An 18,818-nucleotide genomic window follows, 5' to 3' on the forward strand; every position below is an offset into this window, starting at 1 on the left:
GCGAGAGGGACCCCTCCTACCGCCGGACGGAGCCGAAGTCCCCTCCATCAGCCTATTTTCGGGCCGGCGAAGAGAGGACGGAGGATCAGCTGCGCCGCGCCCTCCGCTACCGGATCGGTGCCGCCCCCGGCGAGGGCCACCGGGACCGGCCGCGGGTCGCCGGCCCGGCGGGCGCGTTCGGCGAGGACGCCGGCCACTCCCCGTACGAACGCGTCCGGCGCCCCCGCCACGGCCCGCCCTCCGAGGAGGACGCGGTCGATGTCGAGGAGCCCCACGAGGTTCGCGGCCCCGGTCCCGAGGATCCTGGCCGCCTCCGCGAGGTCGCCCCGGGCGACGGCCGCGAGGCAGAGGGCCTCCAGACAACCCCGCCCGCCGCAGCCGCAGAGGGGCCCGTCGAGCTGGATCGTCTGGTGCCCGAACTCCCCCGCCCCGGTCCGCGCGCCGCGGTGCAGCGCGCCGCCGAGGACGAGCCCGGCGCCGAGCCCCGTACCGAGATGGACGTACGCGAAGGATTCGACGCCGCGGCCGAGGGCGAGGCCGAGGGCGGCGGCGTTGGTGTCCTTGTCGAGGACGACGGGCAGCCCGAGCCGCCGGGCCAGGGTGTCGCGCAACGGGAAGCCGTCCCACTGCGGGAAGCCGGTGACGCGGTGCGGGACGCCGGTGGCGTGGTCGAGCGGCCCCGGCATGGCGAGCCCGACTCCGAGGATGCCTCCCCCACCGGCCCGGCCCCCCTCGCCCGGACCGCGCGCACCCCGGCCGCCCCCTCCCCGGCCATCCACACTCCGGCCGTCTGCGCCCGGGCTGTCTGCACCCGGGCTGTCTGCACCCTTCCCGTCTACACCCTTCCCGTCTACAGCCCGGCCGTCCTCACCCGAGCCGTCCTCGCCCCGGCCGTCCTCACCCGGGCCGTCCTCACCCCGGCTCCTGGCACCCCGGCCGCCGTGACCGCCGCGGCTCCCCGTACTCCGGCCGCCAAACCCGGCGATCAGCGCCTCCACCTCCGTCGCCGCCGCTTCCACGACCGCCTCCGCGCCTGCGCCCAGGTCCAGCGGCAGCACCCGGGAGGCGGCCGGCGCGCCGGCCAGGTCCACCAGTACCGCCGTCAGTTCGTCGCGGTCCAAGTGCAGGCCCACGGCATGGGCGGCGCCCGGGACGAGACGCAGGACGGTCGCGGGCTTGCCGCCCGTCGACGCGCGGCGGCCCGCCTCCTGCGCGAAGCCCTCTGCCCGCAGCCGGGCGGTGATCTTGCTGACGGCCTGTGGGGTGAGAGCGGTGCGCGCGGCGAGTTCCAGCCTGCTGATGCCGGTGTCGCCGGCCGTGCGCAGCAGGTCGAGGACGAGCGCGGCGTTGTGGCTGCGCAGGGCCGGCAGATTGAACCCCGTGGGAGAAGGCTGGCTGTTCACCACCCCATTGTCGCGTGCGCTTGCACTTTGGCAACAGCGTTGCTTAAGTGGAGGGCATGACTGGCACCGGCTCCCCCCTCCGCGTCGCACTCGTCGGCTACGGCCTCGCGGGCTCCGTCTTCCACGCTCCGCTGATCGCCGGCACCGAGGGCCTGACCCTCGACACGATCACCACCGGCAGCGAGGAGCGGCGGGAGCAGGCCCGCCAGGAGTTCCCGGACGTGCGCTTCGCGGCCTCTCCGGAAGAGCTGTGGGAGCGCGCCGACACACTCGACCTCGTCGTGATCGCCTCCCCCAACAAGACACACGTCCCCGTCGCGACCGCCGCCCTGACGGCCGGCCTCCCGGTCGTCGTGGACAAGCCGCTGGCCGGTACCGCCGCCGAGGCACGTGAGCTGGCCGCCCTCGCGCAGGAGCGCGGGCTGCTCCTCTCCGTCTTCCAGAACCGCCGCTGGGACAACGACTTCCTGACGCTCCGCAAGATCCTCGCGGACGGTGACCTCGGCGAGGTGCAGCGCTTCGAGTCCCGCTTCGAGCGGTGGCGGCCGCAGCTCAAGGGCGGCTGGCGCGAGTCGGGCGCCCCGGAGGAGATCGGCGGCCTGCTGTACGACCTCGGCAGCCATGTCGTCGACCAGGCCCTGGTGCTCTTCGGGCCGGCGGTGCGGGTGTACGCCGAGTCGGACGCACGCCGGCCCGGCGCCGAGACCGACGACGACACCTTCATCGCGATCACGCACGCCGGCGGTGTGCGCTCGCACCTCCATGTCAGCGCCACCACGGCCCAGCTCGGCCCCCGCTTCCGGGTCCTGGGATCGAGCGCCGGATTCGTGAAGTACGGCCTCGACCCCCAGGAGGCCGCCCTGCGCGAGGGGCTGCGCCCCGCCCCGGACGAGCCGTGGGGCGTGGAGCCCGCCTCGATGTGGGGCACGATCGGCGCCGGGGAGTCACCGCTGACCGGCGGCGGCACGCCGGTGGAGACCGCGCCGGGCGACTACCCGGCGTTCTACGAGCGGATCGCCGCCGCCCTGCGCGGGACGGGCGAGAACCCGGTCACCGCCCTGGAGGCGGCCGCGGCCCTGGACGTACTGGAGGCGGCCCGGCGGTCCGCCCGCGAGGGAATCACGGTGACGCTGTGACCGCCGCCGAGACGCCGGACATCCCAGAACTGGAAGCGCAGGAGGCCCGGCTGACACTGCGCCGGTTCACATACGAGGACGCCTGGGCTCTGGGTTCCCTGCTCGTCGAGATGGCGCGGCTGCGCTCCGCGCCGGTGGCGATCGACATCCGCCGCGGCGCACAGCAGCTCTTCCACTGCGCGCTGCCGGGCTCCAGCGCGGACAACGACGCCTGGATCGACCGCAAGCGCCGGGTCGTCGAACGGTACGGCGAGAGCTCGTACCTCGTCGGCAGCCGCTTCCGCGCGAAGGGCAAGACGTTCGAGAGCGACTCGCGCCTCGACCCCGACCGGTACGCCGCGCACAGCGGCGCGTTCCCGATCGCGGTCGAGGGCGTGGGCGTCGTCGGCACGGTCACGGTCTCGGGGCTGCCGCAGCTGGAGGACCACGCTCTGGTGGTGGAAGCGCTGGAGCGGTTCGCGGGCCCCCGCTGAACCGCTCCCCCTGAACCGCACCCGCTGAATCGCAGCCGCAGCCGTCGCCAGGTGGCCCGCCCGCAGGCGTCCCCGCGGTCGTCGCCTTGCAGCCCGCCCCGGGTACGCCTTCCCCAGCCACCGCCCGGGCTACGCGTCCTTGAGCTCCTGGCGCTGGCGTCCGAGGCCCTCGACCTCGAGCTCGACCACGTCGCCTGCCCTCAGGAACGGCTTGGGCTCCGGCTGCCCCATGGCGACACCCGCCGGCGTACCGGTGTTGATGATGTCGCCCGGGTACAGCGTCATGAACTGGCTGACGTACCGGACCACCTCGGCGACCGGGAAGATCTGGTTCGCGGTCGAGCCGTCCTGCTTGAGTTCGCCATTGACCCAGAGCTTGAGCGAGAGCGCCTGCGGGTCGGGGATCTCGTCCGCCGTGACCAGCCAGGGGCCGAGCGGATTGAAGGTCTCGCAGTTCTTGCCCTTGTCCCAGGTGCCGCCGCGCTCGATCTGCCACTCGCGCTCGGAGACGTCGTGCGAGACCGCGTACCCGGCCACGTGCGCGAGCGCCTGCTCGTCGGACTCCAGATAGCGGGCGGTGCGCCCGATGACGATCGCGAGCTCGACCTCCCAGTCGGTCTTCACGCTGCGGCGCGGCACGAGCACGGTGTCGTTCGGGCCGACGACCGTGTCCGCGGCCTTGAAGAAGACGACCGGCTCGGCGGGCGTCGGCGCCCCGGTCTCGGCGGCGTGGTCGTGGTAGTTCAGCCCGATGCACACGACCTTGCCGATCCGGCCGACCGGCGGACCGATCCGCAGGCCGGTGGCGTCCAGTTCCGGCAGCACACTGGCGCCCAGCGCGGCCCGGACGCGGTCCAGCGCGGACGCGTCCGCGAGCAGCCCTCCGTCGATGTCGTCGACCACGGCGGACAGATCCCTGAGGGTCCCGTCCTGGTCGAGCAGCGCGGGTCGCTCCGCCCCTGCGGTACCTACGCGCAGCAGCTTCATGGTCTTCTCCGAGTCGTCGAGATGAGGCACCCCGCGACGGGTTGCGGCCATCGGAGGGTTGGAAGATCCTCCAAGACGCGAGACCACTCCGCAAGACCCCGTTCACAACCTGGACCGTTACGCGGCAGTAGCAAGCACCCCGGCGGCCGGCGCGTCACGGTAGAGAAAGGCCCGCTCGACGGCCGTCCAGGTCGTACTGGTGACGATGTAGAGCCCGGCGGCGAGCGGGACCACGGCCACGGTGATCAGGGTGGCGAAGGAAAGCAGCGGCATGACCTTTGTCATGGCGCCCATGACCCCGGCCCCGGGCATGTCGCTGGGCGTGGCCGGGGGCGCGCTCGCCATCTGCCGCTTCGTACGCAGGTAGGTGTACGTGGCGACGGCGGCGACGATGCCGAACAGAGCCAGGTAGACGAGCCCGGCCGCCCCGAAGACCCCGCCGTCGCCGAGGGCGCCGGTCCAGTGTCCGCCCAGGGGGGCGGAGAGGAGCGTGTGGCCGGCCATCCTGCCGCTGGAGAACAGGTGGTACATCAGGAAGAACGCGGGCATCTGGAGCAGGCTCGGCAGGCAGCCGGCCAGAGGCGACACCTTCTCCTTGGCGTGCAGCTCCAGCACCGCCTTCTGCAGGCGCTCGGGGTTCTTGCCGTGCTTCGCGCGCAGCTCTGCCATTCGCGGGGCGAGCCGGGTACGGGCCTTCTGGCCCCGGGCCGCGGCGCGCGAGAGCGGGTGGACCGCGAGCCGTACGAGCAGGGTGAAGAGAACGATCGCGGCGGCGGTGGCGCCGGTGTGGAACAACGGCTGAAGCAGGTCGGCGAGCTGCTCGACCAGGGTGGCGAAAACGGACATGGGGAGCCCTCCGGGGGTCTCGTCGTGCCGGGGGCGCGTACGAGGACGCGCGGTAGTGACGTACGGATCGGCGTGACGGAACCGCGCAGGGGCGGGTCGGGGCTTCCGGGATGACTGGCGGGCGAGCCCTGCTGGGCAACGCGGCTGCTCGGCCACGAGCCTGGTCGGCTGCTCGGCACTCGGCACTCGGCACTCGGCCACTCGGCCACGAGCCTGGTCGGCCGGCTGGATGCTCGGCTGCTCGGCTACCGGAAGGAGGGAACGCGCCCCTGGACGGCCGTCGGGACGAGCAGCCCGGGGGCTCGGGGCCGCCTGCGACCCGAGGCGTCGGGGTCGCGTTGCGGAAGGAAGGCGGTGCGTTGCTCGCGGTCGCGGATGGCCGTCCGTACGCGCGTGGGCGGCACGGCCTGGGCGCTGCGGGCGCCGAGAAGGGCGCAGGCGGCAGCCGTGGCGGCGGCGGTCGCGACGGCGGCGACCGTGGCGACGGCGGCGGAGAGTCCTGCGCCGTCGGCGAGCAGGACGCCGGTGAGGGCGAGGAGGAAGAGCAGCAGGGCGACGGGCCGCGTAGCGACGGTCCTGATCATCCCGCTCCTTCCCTAGCCCGGTGTTCGATTACCTCCAGCCGTTATACACGATGGTCACCGCTGATCGGTGTGCTCGGCGCCGAGCGGCACCAGAAGTCGGCGCGGGCGCAACAGGGCCCGGGCGACCGGGTCCTGGGGGTCCGGGTCCAGGCCGGGACCTGGCCTCATCTCGATGTCCTGCGGCGGTACGCCGACCCCGCACGCCGGGCATTCGCCGTACGGGCCGAGCTCCGTACCGCAGCGGATGTGATGGAAGTGACGCATGGGGCCGCTGCCGGGGGTGTGCTCGCTCCCCCAGAGGGAGAGCGCGCGCAGAGCGGGCCAGAGGGCGAGACCCCGGTCGGTCAGGACGTACTCGTCGCGCGGCGGCGACTGCTGATAGCGGCACTTCTCCAGAACCCCGGCCTCGGTGAGGGCCTGGAGCCGGGAGGCGAGAACGGCGCGCGGGGCGCCGAGATGCGCGAGGAAGTCACTGTAGCGGCGCACGCCGTAGAAGGCGTCGCGCACCACGAGCAGGGTCCAGCGTTCGCCGACGACCTCCAGGGCGCGGGCGATGGAGCACTGCTGCGCCGCGTAGTCCTTGCCGAGAGCCATGGCGCCAGCCTAGCGAGTATCGGTTCAATGACCGAACCAACCCTGGTAGGTTCGTTCACTGAACCCACTCGCTCTCGGGGCGGAGGCCCGGCATGACCCAGCGCGTACAGGCTCCTCCTCCCACACCGGCGACGACGGCCGCGCCGCCGCACCCGGCCGCCACCCTCGCCGTCACCAGCGCCGCGACCACCCTCGCGCTGATGAACTACACCGCCCCGATGCTCACCCTCCCCGGCATGGTCGAGTCCTTCGCGACTCCGCTCTCCGCCCAGGCCTGGCTGCTCAACGGCGCCCCGCTCGGCCTCGCCGTCGTCCTCCTGGTGGCGGGCAGCCTCGCCGACGACCACGGCAGGCGCCGGGTCTTCCTCGCCGGGACGGTCGCACTCGGCGTCACCGCCGGCCTCGGCGCGTTCGCGAGCTCGACGCTCACCTTCACACTGGCCCGCGTCGCCCAGGGCGCGGCGAGCGCGGCGATCCTGGCGAGCAGCCTCGGACTGCTCGTCCACGCCTACCCGGCGGGACCGGCCCGCCTCAGGGCGACCGGGGTGTGGGGCGCGTTCGTGAGCGCGGGGATCGCCCTCGGCCCGCTCCTGGCCGGCGCACTGGCCGCCGTCGACTGGCGGCTGACGTACGACGTCCTGGCCGTGGCCGCCCTGCTGACCGCCCTCCCCGCCTTCCGTACGCTCACCGAGTCCCGCGCGCCGCGCGGCGGCCGCCCCGACGCGGTGGGCGCGCTCGCCCTCGGCCTGTCCCTCGCCGCCCTGCTCACCGCCCTCACCCTCGGCCGGGACGGCTGGCTGCGCGCGCCGGTGGGGCTGCTCCTGCTGGCCTCGCTGGCGCTGGGAGCCCTGTTCACCGCGGTCGAGCGCCGCAGCCGTACGCCCATGATCGACCTGGGGCTGCTGCGCCGTCCGGCGTTCGTCGCGGCGTCGGCGGGCGCGCTCTTCACCGGTCTTTCGGTCATCGGCATGTTCAGCTATCTGCCGACGCTGCTCCAGCGCACGGTGGGCATGTCCCCCTTGGGCGCCGCCTGGCTGTTCGTCCTGTGGTCCGGTACGGCGTTCCTGGTCGCCCTGCAGTCCAAGCACCTGGCCGGCCGGCTCACGGCACGCCGCCAACTGGCTCTCGGTTTCGTCCTCTCGGCGGCCGGCGTCCTGGCCCTGCTCGGCGGGATCACCCCGTCCGGGTCCTGGGCCCGGCTGCTGCCCGGCCTGTTGGTCGCCGGCGCGGGCAGCGGCCTCCTGAACGCCGCACTCCCGCGCCTCTCCGTCGAGTCGGTCCCGGCCGAGCGGGCGGCCATGGGCTCCGGCGCCAACAACACCGCCCGCTACATCGGCTCATCGGCGGGTGTGGCCCTGGCGATCGCCACCTCGACGGCGGGCGCGAACGCGGCACTGCTGGTATCGGCGGGGCTGGCCGGGGTGGGGGCGGTGAGCGTGCTCGCAGGGGGCGCCGGCAAAGGGGGGAGCGGTGAGGGTTGAGGGGTGAACGGGCGAACGTCACATGGCGCGCGTGGCCCGGGACGCCTCGCGGTCAGCGTGCCCGTACGAGATCCGCGCCCGCGTCGGTGAACTCCTCGCGGGCCAGTACGTCCTCGTCCGCCCGGGCGTCACCGTCGGCCGGCCGGACGAGGGTGAGTGCCAGCGCGACGGCGAGATTCGCGGCGAGGGCGACGATACCGGCGTTCATCCCCCACACCGGATCGTTCCCGCTGAAGACCAGCGCGGAGACGACAGCCACTCCCACCACCAGCCCGCCGACGGCCCCGAGGAGGGTGAGCCGCCGCCAGACCAGGCCGAGCAGCAGCATCGGCAGCAGCTGCGCCATCCCCTCGTACGAGAGAAGCGACAACCGTACGAGCGTGTTGGGCGCGGTGTACGTCAGCAGGAGCGCGAGGCCTCCGGCGGTGACCACGACGATCTGCGACGCGCTCTTCTCCCGCCGGCTCCACCGGGGTACGAGGGAGAGGACACTGCGGCCCCACATGGTCCCGATGACCAGCATGAAGACCGCCATCGGCACGATCGAGGACAGTGCGGCGGCGACGCCGATGACCGCGACGCCCCAGGCGGGCAGGGAGTCCACGACCAGCCGGAACAGCGCGAGGTTGGACTCGGCCCCGATCAGGCCCGGCACGACGAAGAGGGCCGCCATGCCGAGGAGCATCGGGACGAAGAGCAGGACGTTGTAGGCGGGCAGGTACATCGCGTTCCGCCGCAGGGCGTCGGCGTCGCGGGCGCCGAGGTACCCGGCGACGGTCGTCGGGAAGATGACGACGGTGAGCGAGTTGAGGACCGTGGTGGTCGCGAACCACGCCGTCCCGAAGCCGCCCCCGCCGTGCCCGGGCAGGGTCAGCCACTCCCGCTTCTCGGTGACGATCCGGTCGAGGAACTCCCCGTAGCCGCCGAAGTAGTGCAGGGGCACATAGACGGCGAGGAAGCCAAGGGTGGCGATGACCAGGACGTCCTTGAGGACGGAGACCCATGCGCTGCCACGCAGGCCGCTGACCACGACGAAACCGGTGGTGACGGCGAAGGCGAGGAAATATCCCCAGTTGAGGGAAATCGCCCCGTACGAGATCGTCGACACGACCACGCCCATGCCGGTGATCTGGAGCTGGATGTACGGGAGAAGGAACACCGTCGCCAGCACCGCCACCGCCGCTCCGAGCCACGGCTTCCCGTACCGGTGGGCGACCATGTCGGTGATCCCCACAAGGCCGTGCTTTCTCGCATAGCCCCACAACATGGGTCCGACGACGTATCCGACGGCATAGCCGCAGGACATGTAGGCGACCACATAGAGGACGGGGGCGCCGTAGTTGTAGCCCCACCCGGCAGCGCCGAGATAGCTGAAGCTCGTATAGCCCTCGCCGGCCATCAGGACCCAGATGAAGACGGGCCCGAGACTGCGCCCGCCGACGGACCACTCGGCGAGCCCGCCCCCGCCTCCCCCTGCGGCGCCGTCGCCGGCGGCGCCCCCGCCGCGTACGGCGAGGAGCCCGAGAGCGACGGTGGCGATCATGAAGGCGGCGAAGACGGAGGTGGCGACGGCGGCGTTCACCGGCGGTCCCCCCGTCGGGCGAGCGCCACGGCGAGGGGCGTCAGGAGGGTGGCACCGAGCAGCCAGGGGAAGAGCAGATGCACGCGGTTCACCAGCGGCAGGGCGACGACGAAGAGTGCGTACGGAAGCAACAGCCACCACAGGTGAGGCCTACGACTGATCACCTCCAGGACCCTAGCGCGGACCGGGAACCGGTCTTCGGCCCGCCGTCCGACCTCGTCCCCTTCAGGACATGGGGCTCGCGCATGTGGCCCATGCACATGGCTCGTGCCCTGGGGCTCAGCGCGAACGGGTTCCGGTGAGCTTCGCCCACACGACGAGCCGGTAGGTGGACGTGAACTCGGGGGTGCAGGTGGTCAGCGTCAGATAGGAGCCGGGTTCGCTGTACCCGTGGCCGGGCTCGGCCAGAGACCTGGGGATCTCCGCGATGACGCCGCTGTCGCGCGGGGAGGTCTGCGGGAGTGTCCGGTCGACGACGTAGGAGTAGACCTTCTCGCGGGTCTCGACCCGGATGAGGTCCCCGCCGCGCAGCCGGTCGATGCGGCGGAAGGGCTCGCCATGGGTGTTGCGGTGCCCGGCGAGGGCGAAGTTCCCGGTGGCGCCGGGCTGGGCGGTCCCCGGATAGTGCCCGACGTAGCCCTTGTCGAGGACGTTCCTCTTGCCGATGCCCTGCGCCACCGGGGCGGTGACGCCGATCTTCGGAATGCGCAGGATCGCGTAGGCGCGGTCCCAGCGAGGGGTGGAACGGTCCGCTTCGGGGGCCGGAGGAGTGGATGTGCCGCCGCTCTCGGCGGGCGGGGCGGACGGGAGGCCGGCCTCCTCGGTGGGGGCCGGCTGGACGGGCGGTGGGGAGGACCACTCCTCCTCCAGGGAGCGCACGGTCCGGTCGGCGTCGGCGCGGGCCTGCTGGTTGGTCCACCACAGCTGGTGGACGACGAGAAGGAGTACGACGAGGCCGAAGGTGACGGCGAGCTCGGCGCCGACCCACAGCCCACGCCCGACGGCCGCGCGCCGCCGTGACGCCCGCCCCTGCACCACTACCGGTACGCGCACCCGCTCCCGCACGGGGCGCACGATAGGCGTTCGCACCTCAACTCACCAGACCACCAGGGGCGCCACGCGCCCCCCGTACAGCAGTACGGTGTCATGCATGCGCCCCGACACGCCTGCCGATCACACGACCGAAGCCGAGCGCCTGCTGCGCACCGCGGCGCAGTACCCCGAGGACCACGAACCACTCCTCCTCCAGGCCGCGGCCCACCTCGAACTGTCCGGCGCCCGCCCCCGGGCCACCACCCTGTACGACAGCCTCCTCGCGACCTCCCCGGAGAACCCGCACCTGATCAAGGCCCTGAAGGCGGCCAACCTGTGGGAGTACGGCCACGAGGCCGAGGCCCGCGCGATCATCGAGGGCATCCGGGCGTCGACTCCGACGGACCCGTCACCGTGGGAGATCGTCACGGAGACCCTGGAGGCCCACGACGAACTGGAGACGGCGGAGGCCACGGCGACGGCTGCCCTGGCCGTCCTGCTGCCGGCCCCGGGTTCGTCCGAGCAGATCTCCTTCCCGACCCAGTCCCTCATGACGACGCGCCACCGCGTGCGCCGCCTCCTGGCCCTCCCCCACGACACCTGGGACACCCTGGCGGACGACCTCCACCCCGCGGAGGTCCCCCTGGACGAACTCCACGACCCGAAGCGCCTGTGGTCCCTCGGCTCCTCGGACCCGGCGGAACTCCAGGCCGAGATCATCCGCCTCCGCAGCGAACTGGGCTCCTACCGCACGGCCCTCTCCCGCCCCTTCCCGGTGGCGGTCCTCCACTGGCCGGAACCGGAACTGGACGAACTCGTCGCCGCGTACCCCGAGTTGGAGTCCGAGTACCCGACGTACGAGGCCCACCTGACCGACATCGAGGCCTCCCTCCGCGAACTCTCCGCAGCGGGCACCCCCAACCTCGGCATCGTCCCGGCGACGGTCCCCTCCTACGAGGCCTTCGCCGCCTCCGAATCCTCCTCCCCCTCCAACGCGGACCTCCTCCCCCAGTACGCCACCACCCTGGCAGCCAGAGGCCGCGCCACCCCGTGGCCGCCGGCAAGGTCGGCGCTGTGCTGGTGCGGGAGGGGGAGGACGTACGGGGAGTGCCATGGGGAGGACTGACCCGATACGCCGGTGCCGTGTTCAGATTGTCAGTGCCGCCTGATATCTCTGGGCAGGTCTGAACGGGGAGGGATGACCATGACCGGTTCGATCAATGCCGACCAGCCGATCTCTGGGTTGTACGAGCAGCTGATTACGTTGCGTCTTGAGAACCAACTCAAAGGCTTGGCAACTGATGGCTGGCATGCGATCGACGACGTGGTGGGGGCAGAGTCGTCGCCCCAGGTCATCGCACGGCATGTAGCGGACACGATGCGTCGTGTCCTGGAGAGGCTGCCAGCGGCGGAACGGGTCCATGCGGCCAACCACATCTTGGAGTCGATGAACACCATCGACGGCGCGCGTGAGTGGGTAGACCTCGTCGCTGACGGCCCACGGCAGCTACTTGCCATAGCCGAGCAGGAGGCCAAAGGCGTCTACTCGATCAGACCTGCGACTCCACTCTCCGAAACTGCGCTCATCACCAACTCCCCTGAGGATCCAAGCCTCGGCTTTGAGTTGCGTGCTGAACTTGCGACGGCCGATCGCGTGGACCTGCTCTGCGCCTTCGTAAAGTGGCACGGCCTTCGCGTCATAGAGCAGTCCCTCGAAGCTGCCCATGCGCGAGAGGTTCCCATTCGCGTCATCACCACGACGTACATCGGCGCCACCGAGCGCCGGGCCTTGGACCGTCTGGTACGGAAGTTCAATGCCGAGGTGAAGGTCAACTACGAGCTGCGCTCTACGCGACTCCACGCCAAGGCATGGCTCTTTCGGCGCAATAGCGGCTATGACACCGCGTATGTGGGCAGCTCCAACCTGTCGAAGGCAGCGCTCCTCGACGGCCTGGAGTGGAACGTCCGCCTCTCCTCCATCGCTACTCCCAATGTCCTCCGTAAGTTTGAAGCGACGTTCGACTCCTACTGGAGCGAGTCAGCCTTCGAGTCGTACGACCCGGACCGGGACGCCACGCGCCTGGATGAGGCCCTTCACCTGGCGGGGCGCGGCACCAGCACTGTTGAAGGTCGTCGCATCACCCTGTCCGGGCTGGAAGTCCGTCCGTATCCTCACCAGCGCGACATGCTGGAGCGCCTTGAGGTCGAGCGCGAAGTCCACGACCGCCACAGGAACTTGCTGGTAGCGGCCACTGGCACGGGCAAGACCGTTATGGCCGCGCTCGACTACAAGCGTCTGCGGCAGAGGTACGGACGTGATCTGCGGCTGCTGTTCGTAGCCCACCGGCAGGAAATCCTCCGCCAGTCCCTTCGCACCTACCAAGACGTCCTGGTGGACGCCAACTTCGGCGAAGAGCTGCACAGCAACCTCGTGCCTGAGGAGTGGAAGCACGTTTTCGCCAGCGTCCAGTCCCTCAATGCCCGCTCCCTTGAACGATTCGCTCCCGACCACTTCGATGTCGTCGTCATCGATGAGTTCCACCACGGTGTGTCGCCGACCTACCGGAAGATCATCGATCACTTCGCACCTCTTGAGATACTCGGCCTCACCGCCACCCCGGAACGGATGGACGGTCGCAACGTCCAGGACGAGTTCTTCGACGGCCGTATCGCGGCGGAGATGCGCCTGTGGGAAGCCCTTGAGAACGACCTTTTGAGCCCCTTCCACTACTTCGGCGTGACCGACAACACCGACATGAGCGCCATTGCGTGGAAGCGAGGGTCTTACGACGCCTCGGCTCTCAGCAATCTCTTCACCGGCAACGACGCCCGTGCCCGTCTCGTCGTACAGGCAGTTGTGGACAAGGTCACAGACCCAGGCTCCATGCGTGCCCTTGGGTTCTGCGTCTCCGTTTCGCACGCCCATTTCATGGCCGACTTCTTCCGCCGGGCCGGCCTCAACGCTGTCGCGCTCTCAGGCGAGACGCCTCGAGAGGAACGCAAAGCGGCTCTCGAATCTCTTCGCTCCGGAGAGCTCCAGGTCATCTTCTCGGTAGACCTCTTTAACGAGGGCCTGGACATCCCAGACGTGGACACGCTGCTGCTGCTCCGCCCGACATCGAGCGCCACCATCTTCCTTCAGCAGTTGGGCCGAGGGCTTCGACGTAGTGAAGGAAAAGCGGTGCTCACCGTCTTGGACTTCATAGGCCAGCATCGGAAGGAGTTCCGCTTCGAGGAACAGTTCCGCGCCCTGACGAACCTGACGCGGAACCGTCTACTAGCGAACATTGAGCACGACTTCCCGCAGCTGCCTTCCGGCTGCCAGATCATCCTTGAGTCAAAAGCCAAGGAACTGATCATCAATAACATCCGTAGCCAGATCAGCGTCAATGTCTCACAGCTGGCTCGTGAGGTAGGCCAGTACGGCGAGCCAAAGCTCGCGGCTTATCTCGAGGAAAGCGGACGCGAGCTGAAGGAAATCTATCGAGGCAATGGCAACTCATGGACGGGCCTCCTTCGCCGTTCCATGTTGCTGCCTAGCGTCGGCCCAGATGGCGAGGATGCGCTCCTCAAGCGCGTCTCCGCGTTCCTCCACATCGATGACCCCAGGCGCATCGCGGCGTACACACACCTCCTTGAGGACGACGCCCCGAATTATGACGAACTCGGGGAACTCGAGCAGGCCTACGCACGCATGCTCTACTTCTCTCTCTGGCCCCTGGGCGGCTTCTCCACATACCAGGAGGCATTGGACTCACTGCGCCCGCAGCACGCCTTCCGCAATGAACTCCGCCAGGTGCTGGCCTACGCCCTGGACCGCACCGACCACGTGCCTGTCCCCCTCGTCGGAAGCCTGGCCAGTCTGCCCCTGACGATCCACGCTTCCTACAGCCGCGAAGAGATCCTCCCTGCCCTGGGTCAGTCCTTCATCGGCGGATTCATGCCTGGTCATTTCCGCGAGGGCGTGAGGTGGTGCGAGAGCATACAGACTGACGCTCTCATGATCACCCTAGATAAGGACGAGAAGGACTTCTCGCCGCAGACCCGTTATCGGGATTACGCGTTGAACGACTCCCTCTTCCACTGGGAGTCCCAGAACACAACCTCGGAGACATCCCCCACGGGTGTCCGATACCAGACGCACAAGGAGAACGGCAGCCACGTCCTCCTCTTCGTTCGCCGCTACAAGAAGACAGACATCGGTGGGCCTCAGCCCTGGATGCTCCTCGGTCCGGCTGAGTATGCGGAGCACAAGGGCAGCAAGCCGATGGGAATCACGTGGAAGCTTCGACACGAGATCCCGGCGGATGTGTGGACCTACTCGGCCATCGCTGCTGGTTAGCGGTCTCAGGTCATGCCGCTCCCGTTACCTCCGCCTCGAATTGGATTTGAGCCGCGTCCAACGCCCCATCCGGGTCACAACCACGCACCCGAAGCCAGTGGAGCAGGTCAATGAACACGTCGATAACGGCCTCCTCCGCAACGGCGATGGCCAACGGTGTCGAACTTGGGATGCTGGGGAAGTTGGCTGCGCCGTAGAGAGAAATCACCGCCTCAGCCCGCGCCATTCGAACGTTCCAGCTGCCGCGATCTTCTGGCCTGCCCCCGGTAGCGATCTCACACCACGTCACTTTGCGGTCGGCGTACAGGTGCACGCCCCAGCGGTCAGCCAGAGTGTTGACCATGGCCATGCCTCGCCCGGACTCACAGTCCGGGCCCGCCTGGATCAGAGTCGGCGTTGCCCGGGTGTCAGGGTCATGTACCTCGAGGCGTAGGTATGTGCCGCTCATGGACACGGAGATCGTCGTAGGCGTACCGACTCCCACGTGAGTAATGACGTTGGCGACCATCTCACTCAAGCACACCTGGGCGGTATCGATCTGATCTGGGAGCCCCCAAAGCCCCAGGTGCATCCTCAGGATGTTGCGCAAGCCGGACAGTTCCTCCGGTTCCGCCAGGAACGGCAGTTCCCAGGGCTTTCGCGGAACCCCACAGTCGTACTCATCCATACTGATCACCCCTTGGGTCGCAGCGGAGCGCAGTTGCGTCAACACCTAGAGTTGCAGTGAAACTTCCAAAATGGAACTCTCAAAAACGGGACTTGGTAGCACGCCCTCAGCGGTCGCGCCCCCAGCGCACGCCGCCTTGCCGCTCGATCCATCGTTCGTGCACCCTCGGCAGAGATCTCAGCGGAAAGGGCCACACATGCCGGTCGGACCCACCACTCGTAGGCGCCAATTGGGGGCCGACCTGCGACGCCTTCGCGAGGGCGTAGGCCTGACGCTTGAAGAAGCGGGTGCCCGCGTGGGGATCTCCAAGGCGACGCTCAGCCGCTACGAGACCAAGGAAGGTTCCGTCAAGTGGCCGGCGGTGGACGCACTTTGCCGTGAATACGGCGCCACCGACGAGGAGAGGACCGCCCTCGTCGAGCTCGCCAAAGGGGCCAAGATCCAGGGGTGGTGGCGGTCGCTGGCAGACTCAATCCCTGAGTCGATGAACCTGATGCTCACCTTGGAGGACGAAGTCGTACGCGAGGACCACTACGCCTGCATGTACATCCCAGGCTTGCTCCAAACTCGCACCTACGCCGAGGCCGTACACCGTGCCTCAGAGATGCGTTGCGACGAGGACGAGGTCCAACGCATGGTCGACATTCGAATGAAGCGCCAGGAACTGCTGCACCGAGACGAGCCTCCGCACATCTGGGCTGTGATCGACGAGGCGGTGATACGGCGGCTCGTAGGCGGCCGTGGCACGATGCGAGAGCAGCTCCACCACCTCCTTGAACTATCCAAGCTCTCTCATGTAACTCTCCAGGTGCTGCCCTTCTCTACCGGCGCCCACGCGGCGGCAGTTGGGAGCTTCGTCATCCTGGGTGGCCCTACACCCGAGTTGGATGTGATCTACGCGGACCTGCTCGGCGGTGGCTTGTTTATGGAGAAGCCGAAAGAACTAGAGCGCTATAAATTGGCGTTCGACTACCTCCGCGCGCAGGCGCTCGACCTCACAGCCTCCGCGGAGTTCATTGAGCGTGTGTGCGAGGAGCATTGATGGCAGCGCGACCCAACCTCCGTTGGTTCAAGTCTTCGTACAGCGGCGGCAGCGGTACAGAGTGCGTTGAGTGCGCCTGGAACGATCAGGGTGCCCTGGTACGGGACTCAAAGCGGCCCGAGAGCTCCGTTATTGCGGTGGGCGGGGAGGCGTGGCAGGCGTTCGTCCAGGCCGCGGGGTCCTTCTGATCAGAGGCTCCTAGGGAGGAACCACGCGATCGCCACGTTCAGTGCCGTTGGTTGGTCCACGTGGACGTCATGGCGCGCGTCGGCGATGACGTGGTGGGTGATGGAGGGGCGGGACTCGCGCGCCACGGTGCAGTTCCTCATCGGAGGAGGAGTAGCAGACACGGTCCGGCCACCATCTGGACACATTTTCCTCACAACCGGACCCGGCCCGACCATTCCGTCCCGCTGAGAGCCCTGCCGTGCCAGCATCAGGCGCTCCAACTCCGCGATGACTTGGGGGGCTTATGCGAACCGGAGCGACACGCAGACGCAGAGGGCTGATCGTCGCGTCAGCCGCACTCTCGATGGCTCTCACCGGGTGCGAGGGCGGGGCGGCCGACGGTACGGGCGCCAAGAACAAGGTCGTCGAGACGGTCTCGGCGAGTCCGTCCGTGACGGTCGGGGCGACGACCGTGCTCGTGGACGACGAGGAGAGCGCCCACGCGGGGAAGCCTCTGGTCATCGCCGTACTCGACAACGACACCGCCACAACGGCTGGTTCGGCAGTTTCTCAACCGCTGACCGAGGTGCTCAAGGAGACCGAGTACCGCCTCACGGTGGGCTCCGCGCCCAGTCACGGCACCGCGGAGTTCAAGGGTGCTCAGGTCACCTATACACCGACAGCCGGGTACAGCGGCGAGGACCAGTTCACGTACCGGCTGAGCCCCACGGAGCCGGGGGCGGTGGGTGGCACCGCCATTGTGCGCATCACCGTCACCGCGCCGAAGCCGAAGCCCACGCCCACGCCCACGCCGGTTGCGTCGAAGAAGCCCGTCGCTCCGAAGCATGAGGTGTACTACCGCAATTGTGACGCGGCCCGAGCGGCGGGCGCCGCGCCCGTGCGACGGGGTGACGAGGGGTACGGGAGCCACCTCGACCGCGACGGGGACGGGATCGGCTGCGAGCCCTACTCCGGTGGCGGCGACAGCGGGGGCAGCAGTACGAGCGGGGGCGGCGGAGACAGCGGCGGGAGCGGAGGCGGTGGCAGTACGTACTACGCGAACTGCTCTGCCGCACGTGCCGCCGGCGCCGCGCCCGTACATCGTGGGGACCCCGGGTACGGAAGGCATCTCGACCGCGATGGGGACGGGGTCGGCTGCGAGTGATCCAGGGCTGACCCGAAGTCACCTAAGGGTCGGCATCAGGGTGTTGTCGTGGTGATCACCCATAGTGACGAGGGCCGGGTGAGCGGCACGCTTGAGTCATGACAGATCGAGCAGCGCTCACCCGGTTCTCCTTCATCGCCGCACCCGTCCTCCTCATCACCTACGGCTCCATCCGGCTGCTGGTCGAGGGGTCCAAGGCCCCCGGGGTCGGCTGGACCACCGGGCACATCGCCTTCTTCGTGAGTGTGCTGTTCTTCGGGGCTGCCTGCGTGGGACTGCGTCGGATGGCAGCCGACTCCGGCGGCCCGGTACGGCGGCGCGTCGCGTCGGCCGGGCTGATAGCCGCATGTGTGGGTGTGGGCGCGGCGCTCGCCCAGGCGGGGATCGACCTCGTCGTGGGCCTCCGGGCGGCCGACAAGCCCGAGATGAGGGAGATGTTCGCGCAGGTGCAGGACATACCCGGCGTGATGCCGGTGGTGTACACCGTGGGACCTGTCTTCCTGTACATAGGGATCATCGCTCTCCTCGCCGCACTCACCGGCCGCGATGCCGTCCGCTCGCTCATCCTCGTCGTACTCGGCACGGTCGCGATGGCGGCCAGCCTGGACCTGATGCCGGTCGGCGGCCTCTGCTACCTGCTCGCTCTCGCCCCGCTGGGGCGCCGCGTCGGCGGTGCGCGGGGCGCGCGTACCGTGGCGGTCGGCAGCACCACAGCGTGAGTGAACGTCAGTGAAGGGGTACGACGATGGCGAAGATTCCTGCGGCGGTCGTGGCGGCGAGCGGACTCGTCGGCGGGTACGGCGTGGCCCGGTGGACGAAGAAGCGGCCCCTCGGAGGCATCGCCCTCGCCGCCGCCGGGGCGGTCGCGGCGCGGGACTGGCAGCGGCAGGCGGGAAACAAGGCCGCCGTCGGGCTGAGCGCCGCGTACGTAGCGGCCTTCGCCGGGTCGCATCCGCTGGCCAAGAAGGTCGGCGCCTGGCCCGCCGTGTTCACCGTGGCCGGGGCGGTCGCGGTGGCCTCCTGGGCCGTCACCCGCGACGACCACCGCTGAGCGAAGTGTCCGGCTGCGTGAGGTTGTCCGGTCGGGGCTGAACGCGGCGGCCCCGCCGTCCGTACTGAAGAGCGCCTCCCCACAGTGGCCGGGCGGGTGAACGGGAAGGGCAGGGCCCGTTCACCCGCCCTCGCCCACCGGCCCGCCCCGCGCCGCACCACGGGCCCCTGGGGCCATGAGCTTCTTCAGGGCCCCGCCCCCGGCCCACCGGCCCAGCACCCCACGACGCGCTGCCCGGCAAGGCGGTACCTCCAACCCGGCCGAC

The 18,818-nt window shown here is 69.6% G+C and carries 20 protein-coding genes; 10 read left to right on the top strand and 10 right to left on the bottom strand.

Features of this window, described 5'->3' with window-relative positions; genetic code table 11:
* Window positions 1–47: 47 nt before the first annotated feature.
* On the bottom strand, window positions 48–1,403 hold the full coding sequence (locus tag ACZ5VC_RS05570; RefSeq protein WP_469118772.1) for an ROK family transcriptional regulator: 1,356 nt from the start codon (window positions 1,401–1,403) through the stop codon (window positions 48–50).
* Window positions 1,404–1,459: 56 nt separating this feature from the next.
* Here ACZ5VC_RS05570 and ACZ5VC_RS05575 point away from each other — a divergent pair, with 56 nt between their 5' ends.
* Window positions 1,460–2,539, top strand: a complete 1,080-nt coding sequence (locus ACZ5VC_RS05575) for a Gfo/Idh/MocA family protein (RefSeq protein WP_469118773.1) — start codon at window positions 1,460–1,462, stop codon at window positions 2,537–2,539.
* A complete protein-coding gene (locus tag ACZ5VC_RS05580) occupies window positions 2,536–3,012 on the top strand; it encodes a heme-degrading domain-containing protein (protein ID WP_469118774.1) in 477 nt (158 codons plus the stop codon). Before ACZ5VC_RS05575 ends, ACZ5VC_RS05580 begins: the two co-directional genes overlap by 4 nt.
* A gap of 129 nt (window positions 3,013–3,141) precedes the next feature.
* Here the strand turns inward: ACZ5VC_RS05580 and ACZ5VC_RS05585 are convergent, their stop codons facing one another.
* The 4 genes from ACZ5VC_RS05585 to ACZ5VC_RS05600 all read right to left on the bottom strand — a co-directional run bounded on the left by ACZ5VC_RS05585 (window position 3,142) and on the right by ACZ5VC_RS05600 (window position 6,023).
* A complete protein-coding gene (locus ACZ5VC_RS05585; protein WP_469118949.1) occupies window positions 3,142–3,999 on the bottom strand; it encodes a fumarylacetoacetate hydrolase family protein in 858 nt (285 codons plus the stop codon).
* A 117-nt stretch (window positions 4,000–4,116) separates the two neighbouring features.
* Complete coding sequence (locus tag ACZ5VC_RS05590; RefSeq protein ID WP_469118775.1) at window positions 4,117–4,845, bottom strand: YidC/Oxa1 family membrane protein insertase; 729 nt, start codon at window positions 4,843–4,845, stop codon at window positions 4,117–4,119.
* Window positions 4,846–5,090: 245 nt separating this feature from the next.
* Window positions 5,091–5,429, bottom strand: coding sequence for a DUF6412 domain-containing protein (locus ACZ5VC_RS05595; protein WP_469118776.1), 339 nt, complete (start codon window positions 5,427–5,429; stop codon window positions 5,091–5,093).
* Between the two features lie 54 nt (window positions 5,430–5,483).
* The gene (locus ACZ5VC_RS05600) at window positions 5,484–6,023 is read right to left on the bottom strand and encodes a winged helix-turn-helix transcriptional regulator (protein WP_469118777.1); all 540 of its coding nucleotides are present in this window, start codon (window positions 6,021–6,023) and stop codon (window positions 5,484–5,486) included.
* Window positions 6,024–6,115: 92 nt separating this feature from the next.
* On the opposite strand from ACZ5VC_RS05600, the gene ACZ5VC_RS05605 reads away from it, so the two are divergent.
* On the top strand, window positions 6,116–7,504 hold the full coding sequence (locus ACZ5VC_RS05605; RefSeq protein WP_469118778.1) for an MFS transporter: 1,389 nt from the start codon (window positions 6,116–6,118) through the stop codon (window positions 7,502–7,504).
* A 52-nt stretch (window positions 7,505–7,556) separates the two neighbouring features.
* Here the strand turns inward: ACZ5VC_RS05605 and ACZ5VC_RS05610 are convergent, their stop codons facing one another.
* From ACZ5VC_RS05610 to ACZ5VC_RS05620, 3 genes are all read right to left on the bottom strand, one after another.
* Window positions 7,557–9,086 (bottom strand): sodium:solute symporter family protein, encoded by a 1,530-nt coding sequence (locus tag ACZ5VC_RS05610; RefSeq protein ID WP_469118779.1) that lies wholly within the window; start codon window positions 9,084–9,086, stop codon window positions 7,557–7,559.
* Complete coding sequence (locus ACZ5VC_RS05615) at window positions 9,083–9,250, bottom strand: hypothetical protein (protein WP_469118780.1); 168 nt, start codon at window positions 9,248–9,250, stop codon at window positions 9,083–9,085. Before ACZ5VC_RS05615 ends, ACZ5VC_RS05610 begins: the two co-directional genes overlap by 4 nt.
* A 115-nt stretch (window positions 9,251–9,365) precedes the next feature.
* A complete protein-coding gene (locus ACZ5VC_RS05620) occupies window positions 9,366–10,151 on the bottom strand; it encodes a class E sortase (RefSeq protein WP_469118781.1) in 786 nt (261 codons plus the stop codon).
* 85 nt (window positions 10,152–10,236) lie between these two features.
* Between ACZ5VC_RS05620 and ACZ5VC_RS05625 the strand changes: the two genes are divergently transcribed.
* Both ACZ5VC_RS05625 and ACZ5VC_RS05630 read left to right on the top strand, forming a co-directional pair.
* The gene (locus tag ACZ5VC_RS05625; protein ID WP_469118782.1) at window positions 10,237–11,244 is read left to right on the top strand and encodes an SEC-C domain-containing protein; all 1,008 of its coding nucleotides are present in this window, start codon (window positions 10,237–10,239) and stop codon (window positions 11,242–11,244) included.
* A 78-nt stretch (window positions 11,245–11,322) separates the two neighbouring features.
* Window positions 11,323–14,460, top strand: a complete 3,138-nt coding sequence (locus ACZ5VC_RS05630; RefSeq protein WP_469118783.1) for a DEAD/DEAH box helicase — start codon at window positions 11,323–11,325, stop codon at window positions 14,458–14,460.
* A gap of 10 nt (window positions 14,461–14,470) precedes the next feature.
* Here ACZ5VC_RS05630 and ACZ5VC_RS05635 read toward each other — a convergent pair whose 3' ends face one another.
* A complete protein-coding gene (locus tag ACZ5VC_RS05635; RefSeq protein ID WP_469118784.1) occupies window positions 14,471–15,127 on the bottom strand; it encodes an ATP-binding protein in 657 nt (218 codons plus the stop codon).
* Window positions 15,128–15,323: 196 nt separating this feature from the next.
* Between ACZ5VC_RS05635 and ACZ5VC_RS05640 the strand changes: the two genes are divergently transcribed.
* Both ACZ5VC_RS05640 and ACZ5VC_RS05645 read left to right on the top strand, forming a co-directional pair.
* Window positions 15,324–16,169: a helix-turn-helix domain-containing protein gene (locus ACZ5VC_RS05640; protein WP_469118785.1), complete on the top strand. Its 846-nt coding sequence runs from the start codon at window positions 15,324–15,326 to the stop codon at window positions 16,167–16,169.
* Entirely contained in the window at window positions 16,169–16,357 is a 189-nt protein-coding gene (locus tag ACZ5VC_RS05645) for a DUF397 domain-containing protein (RefSeq protein WP_469118786.1), read from the top strand. The genes ACZ5VC_RS05640 and ACZ5VC_RS05645 overlap by 1 nt, the downstream gene beginning before the upstream one ends.
* Here the strand turns inward: ACZ5VC_RS05645 and ACZ5VC_RS05650 are convergent, their stop codons facing one another.
* Window positions 16,358–16,498 carry a hypothetical protein gene (locus ACZ5VC_RS05650; protein ID WP_469118787.1) on the bottom strand — a complete coding sequence of 47 codons (141 nt, stop codon included), beginning with the start codon at window positions 16,496–16,498 and terminating at the stop codon, window positions 16,358–16,360.
* Between the two features lie 203 nt (window positions 16,499–16,701).
* On the opposite strand from ACZ5VC_RS05650, the gene ACZ5VC_RS05655 reads away from it, so the two are divergent.
* The 3 genes from ACZ5VC_RS05655 (at window position 16,702) to ACZ5VC_RS05665 (ending at window position 18,553) form a co-directional block, all read left to right on the top strand.
* A complete protein-coding gene (locus ACZ5VC_RS05655; protein ID WP_469118788.1) occupies window positions 16,702–17,502 on the top strand; it encodes an excalibur calcium-binding domain-containing protein in 801 nt (266 codons plus the stop codon).
* 98 nt (window positions 17,503–17,600) lie between these two features.
* Window positions 17,601–18,221 (top strand): hypothetical protein, encoded by a 621-nt coding sequence (locus ACZ5VC_RS05660; RefSeq protein ID WP_469118789.1) that lies wholly within the window; start codon window positions 17,601–17,603, stop codon window positions 18,219–18,221.
* A 26-nt stretch (window positions 18,222–18,247) separates the two neighbouring features.
* Window positions 18,248–18,553 carry a hypothetical protein gene (locus tag ACZ5VC_RS05665; RefSeq protein ID WP_469118790.1) on the top strand — a complete coding sequence of 102 codons (306 nt, stop codon included), beginning with the start codon at window positions 18,248–18,250 and terminating at the stop codon, window positions 18,551–18,553.
* Window positions 18,554–18,818: the final 265 nt, after the last annotated feature.

Source organism: Streptomyces sp. NPDC033174 (genome assembly GCF_055577795.1).

Bases quoted from the DNA above. Each gene is read 5' to 3' on its own strand.
- ACZ5VC_RS05575 (WP_469118773.1), top strand. From the start codon at position 1,460: ATGACTGGCACCGGCTCCCCCCTCCGCGTCGCACTCGTCGGCTACGGC.
- ACZ5VC_RS05585 (WP_469118949.1), bottom strand. From the start codon at position 3,999: ATGAAGCTGCTGCGCGTAGGTACCGCAGGGGCGGAGCGACCCGCGCTG.
- ACZ5VC_RS05590 (WP_469118775.1), bottom strand. From the start codon at position 4,845: ATGTCCGTTTTCGCCACCCTGGTCGAGCAGCTCGCCGACCTGCTTCAG.
- ACZ5VC_RS05595 (WP_469118776.1), bottom strand. From the start codon at position 5,429: ATGATCAGGACCGTCGCTACGCGGCCCGTCGCCCTGCTGCTCTTCCTC.
- ACZ5VC_RS05600 (WP_469118777.1), bottom strand. From the start codon at position 6,023: ATGGCTCTCGGCAAGGACTACGCGGCGCAGCAGTGCTCCATCGCCCGC.
- ACZ5VC_RS05605 (WP_469118778.1), top strand. From the start codon at position 6,116: ATGACCCAGCGCGTACAGGCTCCTCCTCCCACACCGGCGACGACGGCC.
- ACZ5VC_RS05625 (WP_469118782.1), top strand. From the start codon at position 10,237: ATGCGCCCCGACACGCCTGCCGATCACACGACCGAAGCCGAGCGCCTG.
- ACZ5VC_RS05630 (WP_469118783.1), top strand. From the start codon at position 11,323: ATGACCGGTTCGATCAATGCCGACCAGCCGATCTCTGGGTTGTACGAG.
- ACZ5VC_RS05635 (WP_469118784.1), bottom strand. From the start codon at position 15,127: ATGGATGAGTACGACTGTGGGGTTCCGCGAAAGCCCTGGGAACTGCCG.
- ACZ5VC_RS05640 (WP_469118785.1), top strand. From the start codon at position 15,324: ATGCCGGTCGGACCCACCACTCGTAGGCGCCAATTGGGGGCCGACCTG.
- ACZ5VC_RS05645 (WP_469118786.1), top strand. From the start codon at position 16,169: ATGGCAGCGCGACCCAACCTCCGTTGGTTCAAGTCTTCGTACAGCGGC.
- ACZ5VC_RS05650 (WP_469118787.1), bottom strand. From the start codon at position 16,498: ATGAGGAACTGCACCGTGGCGCGCGAGTCCCGCCCCTCCATCACCCAC.
- ACZ5VC_RS05655 (WP_469118788.1), top strand. From the start codon at position 16,702: ATGGCTCTCACCGGGTGCGAGGGCGGGGCGGCCGACGGTACGGGCGCC.
- ACZ5VC_RS05660 (WP_469118789.1), top strand. From the start codon at position 17,601: ATGACAGATCGAGCAGCGCTCACCCGGTTCTCCTTCATCGCCGCACCC.
- ACZ5VC_RS05665 (WP_469118790.1), top strand. From the start codon at position 18,248: ATGGCGAAGATTCCTGCGGCGGTCGTGGCGGCGAGCGGACTCGTCGGC.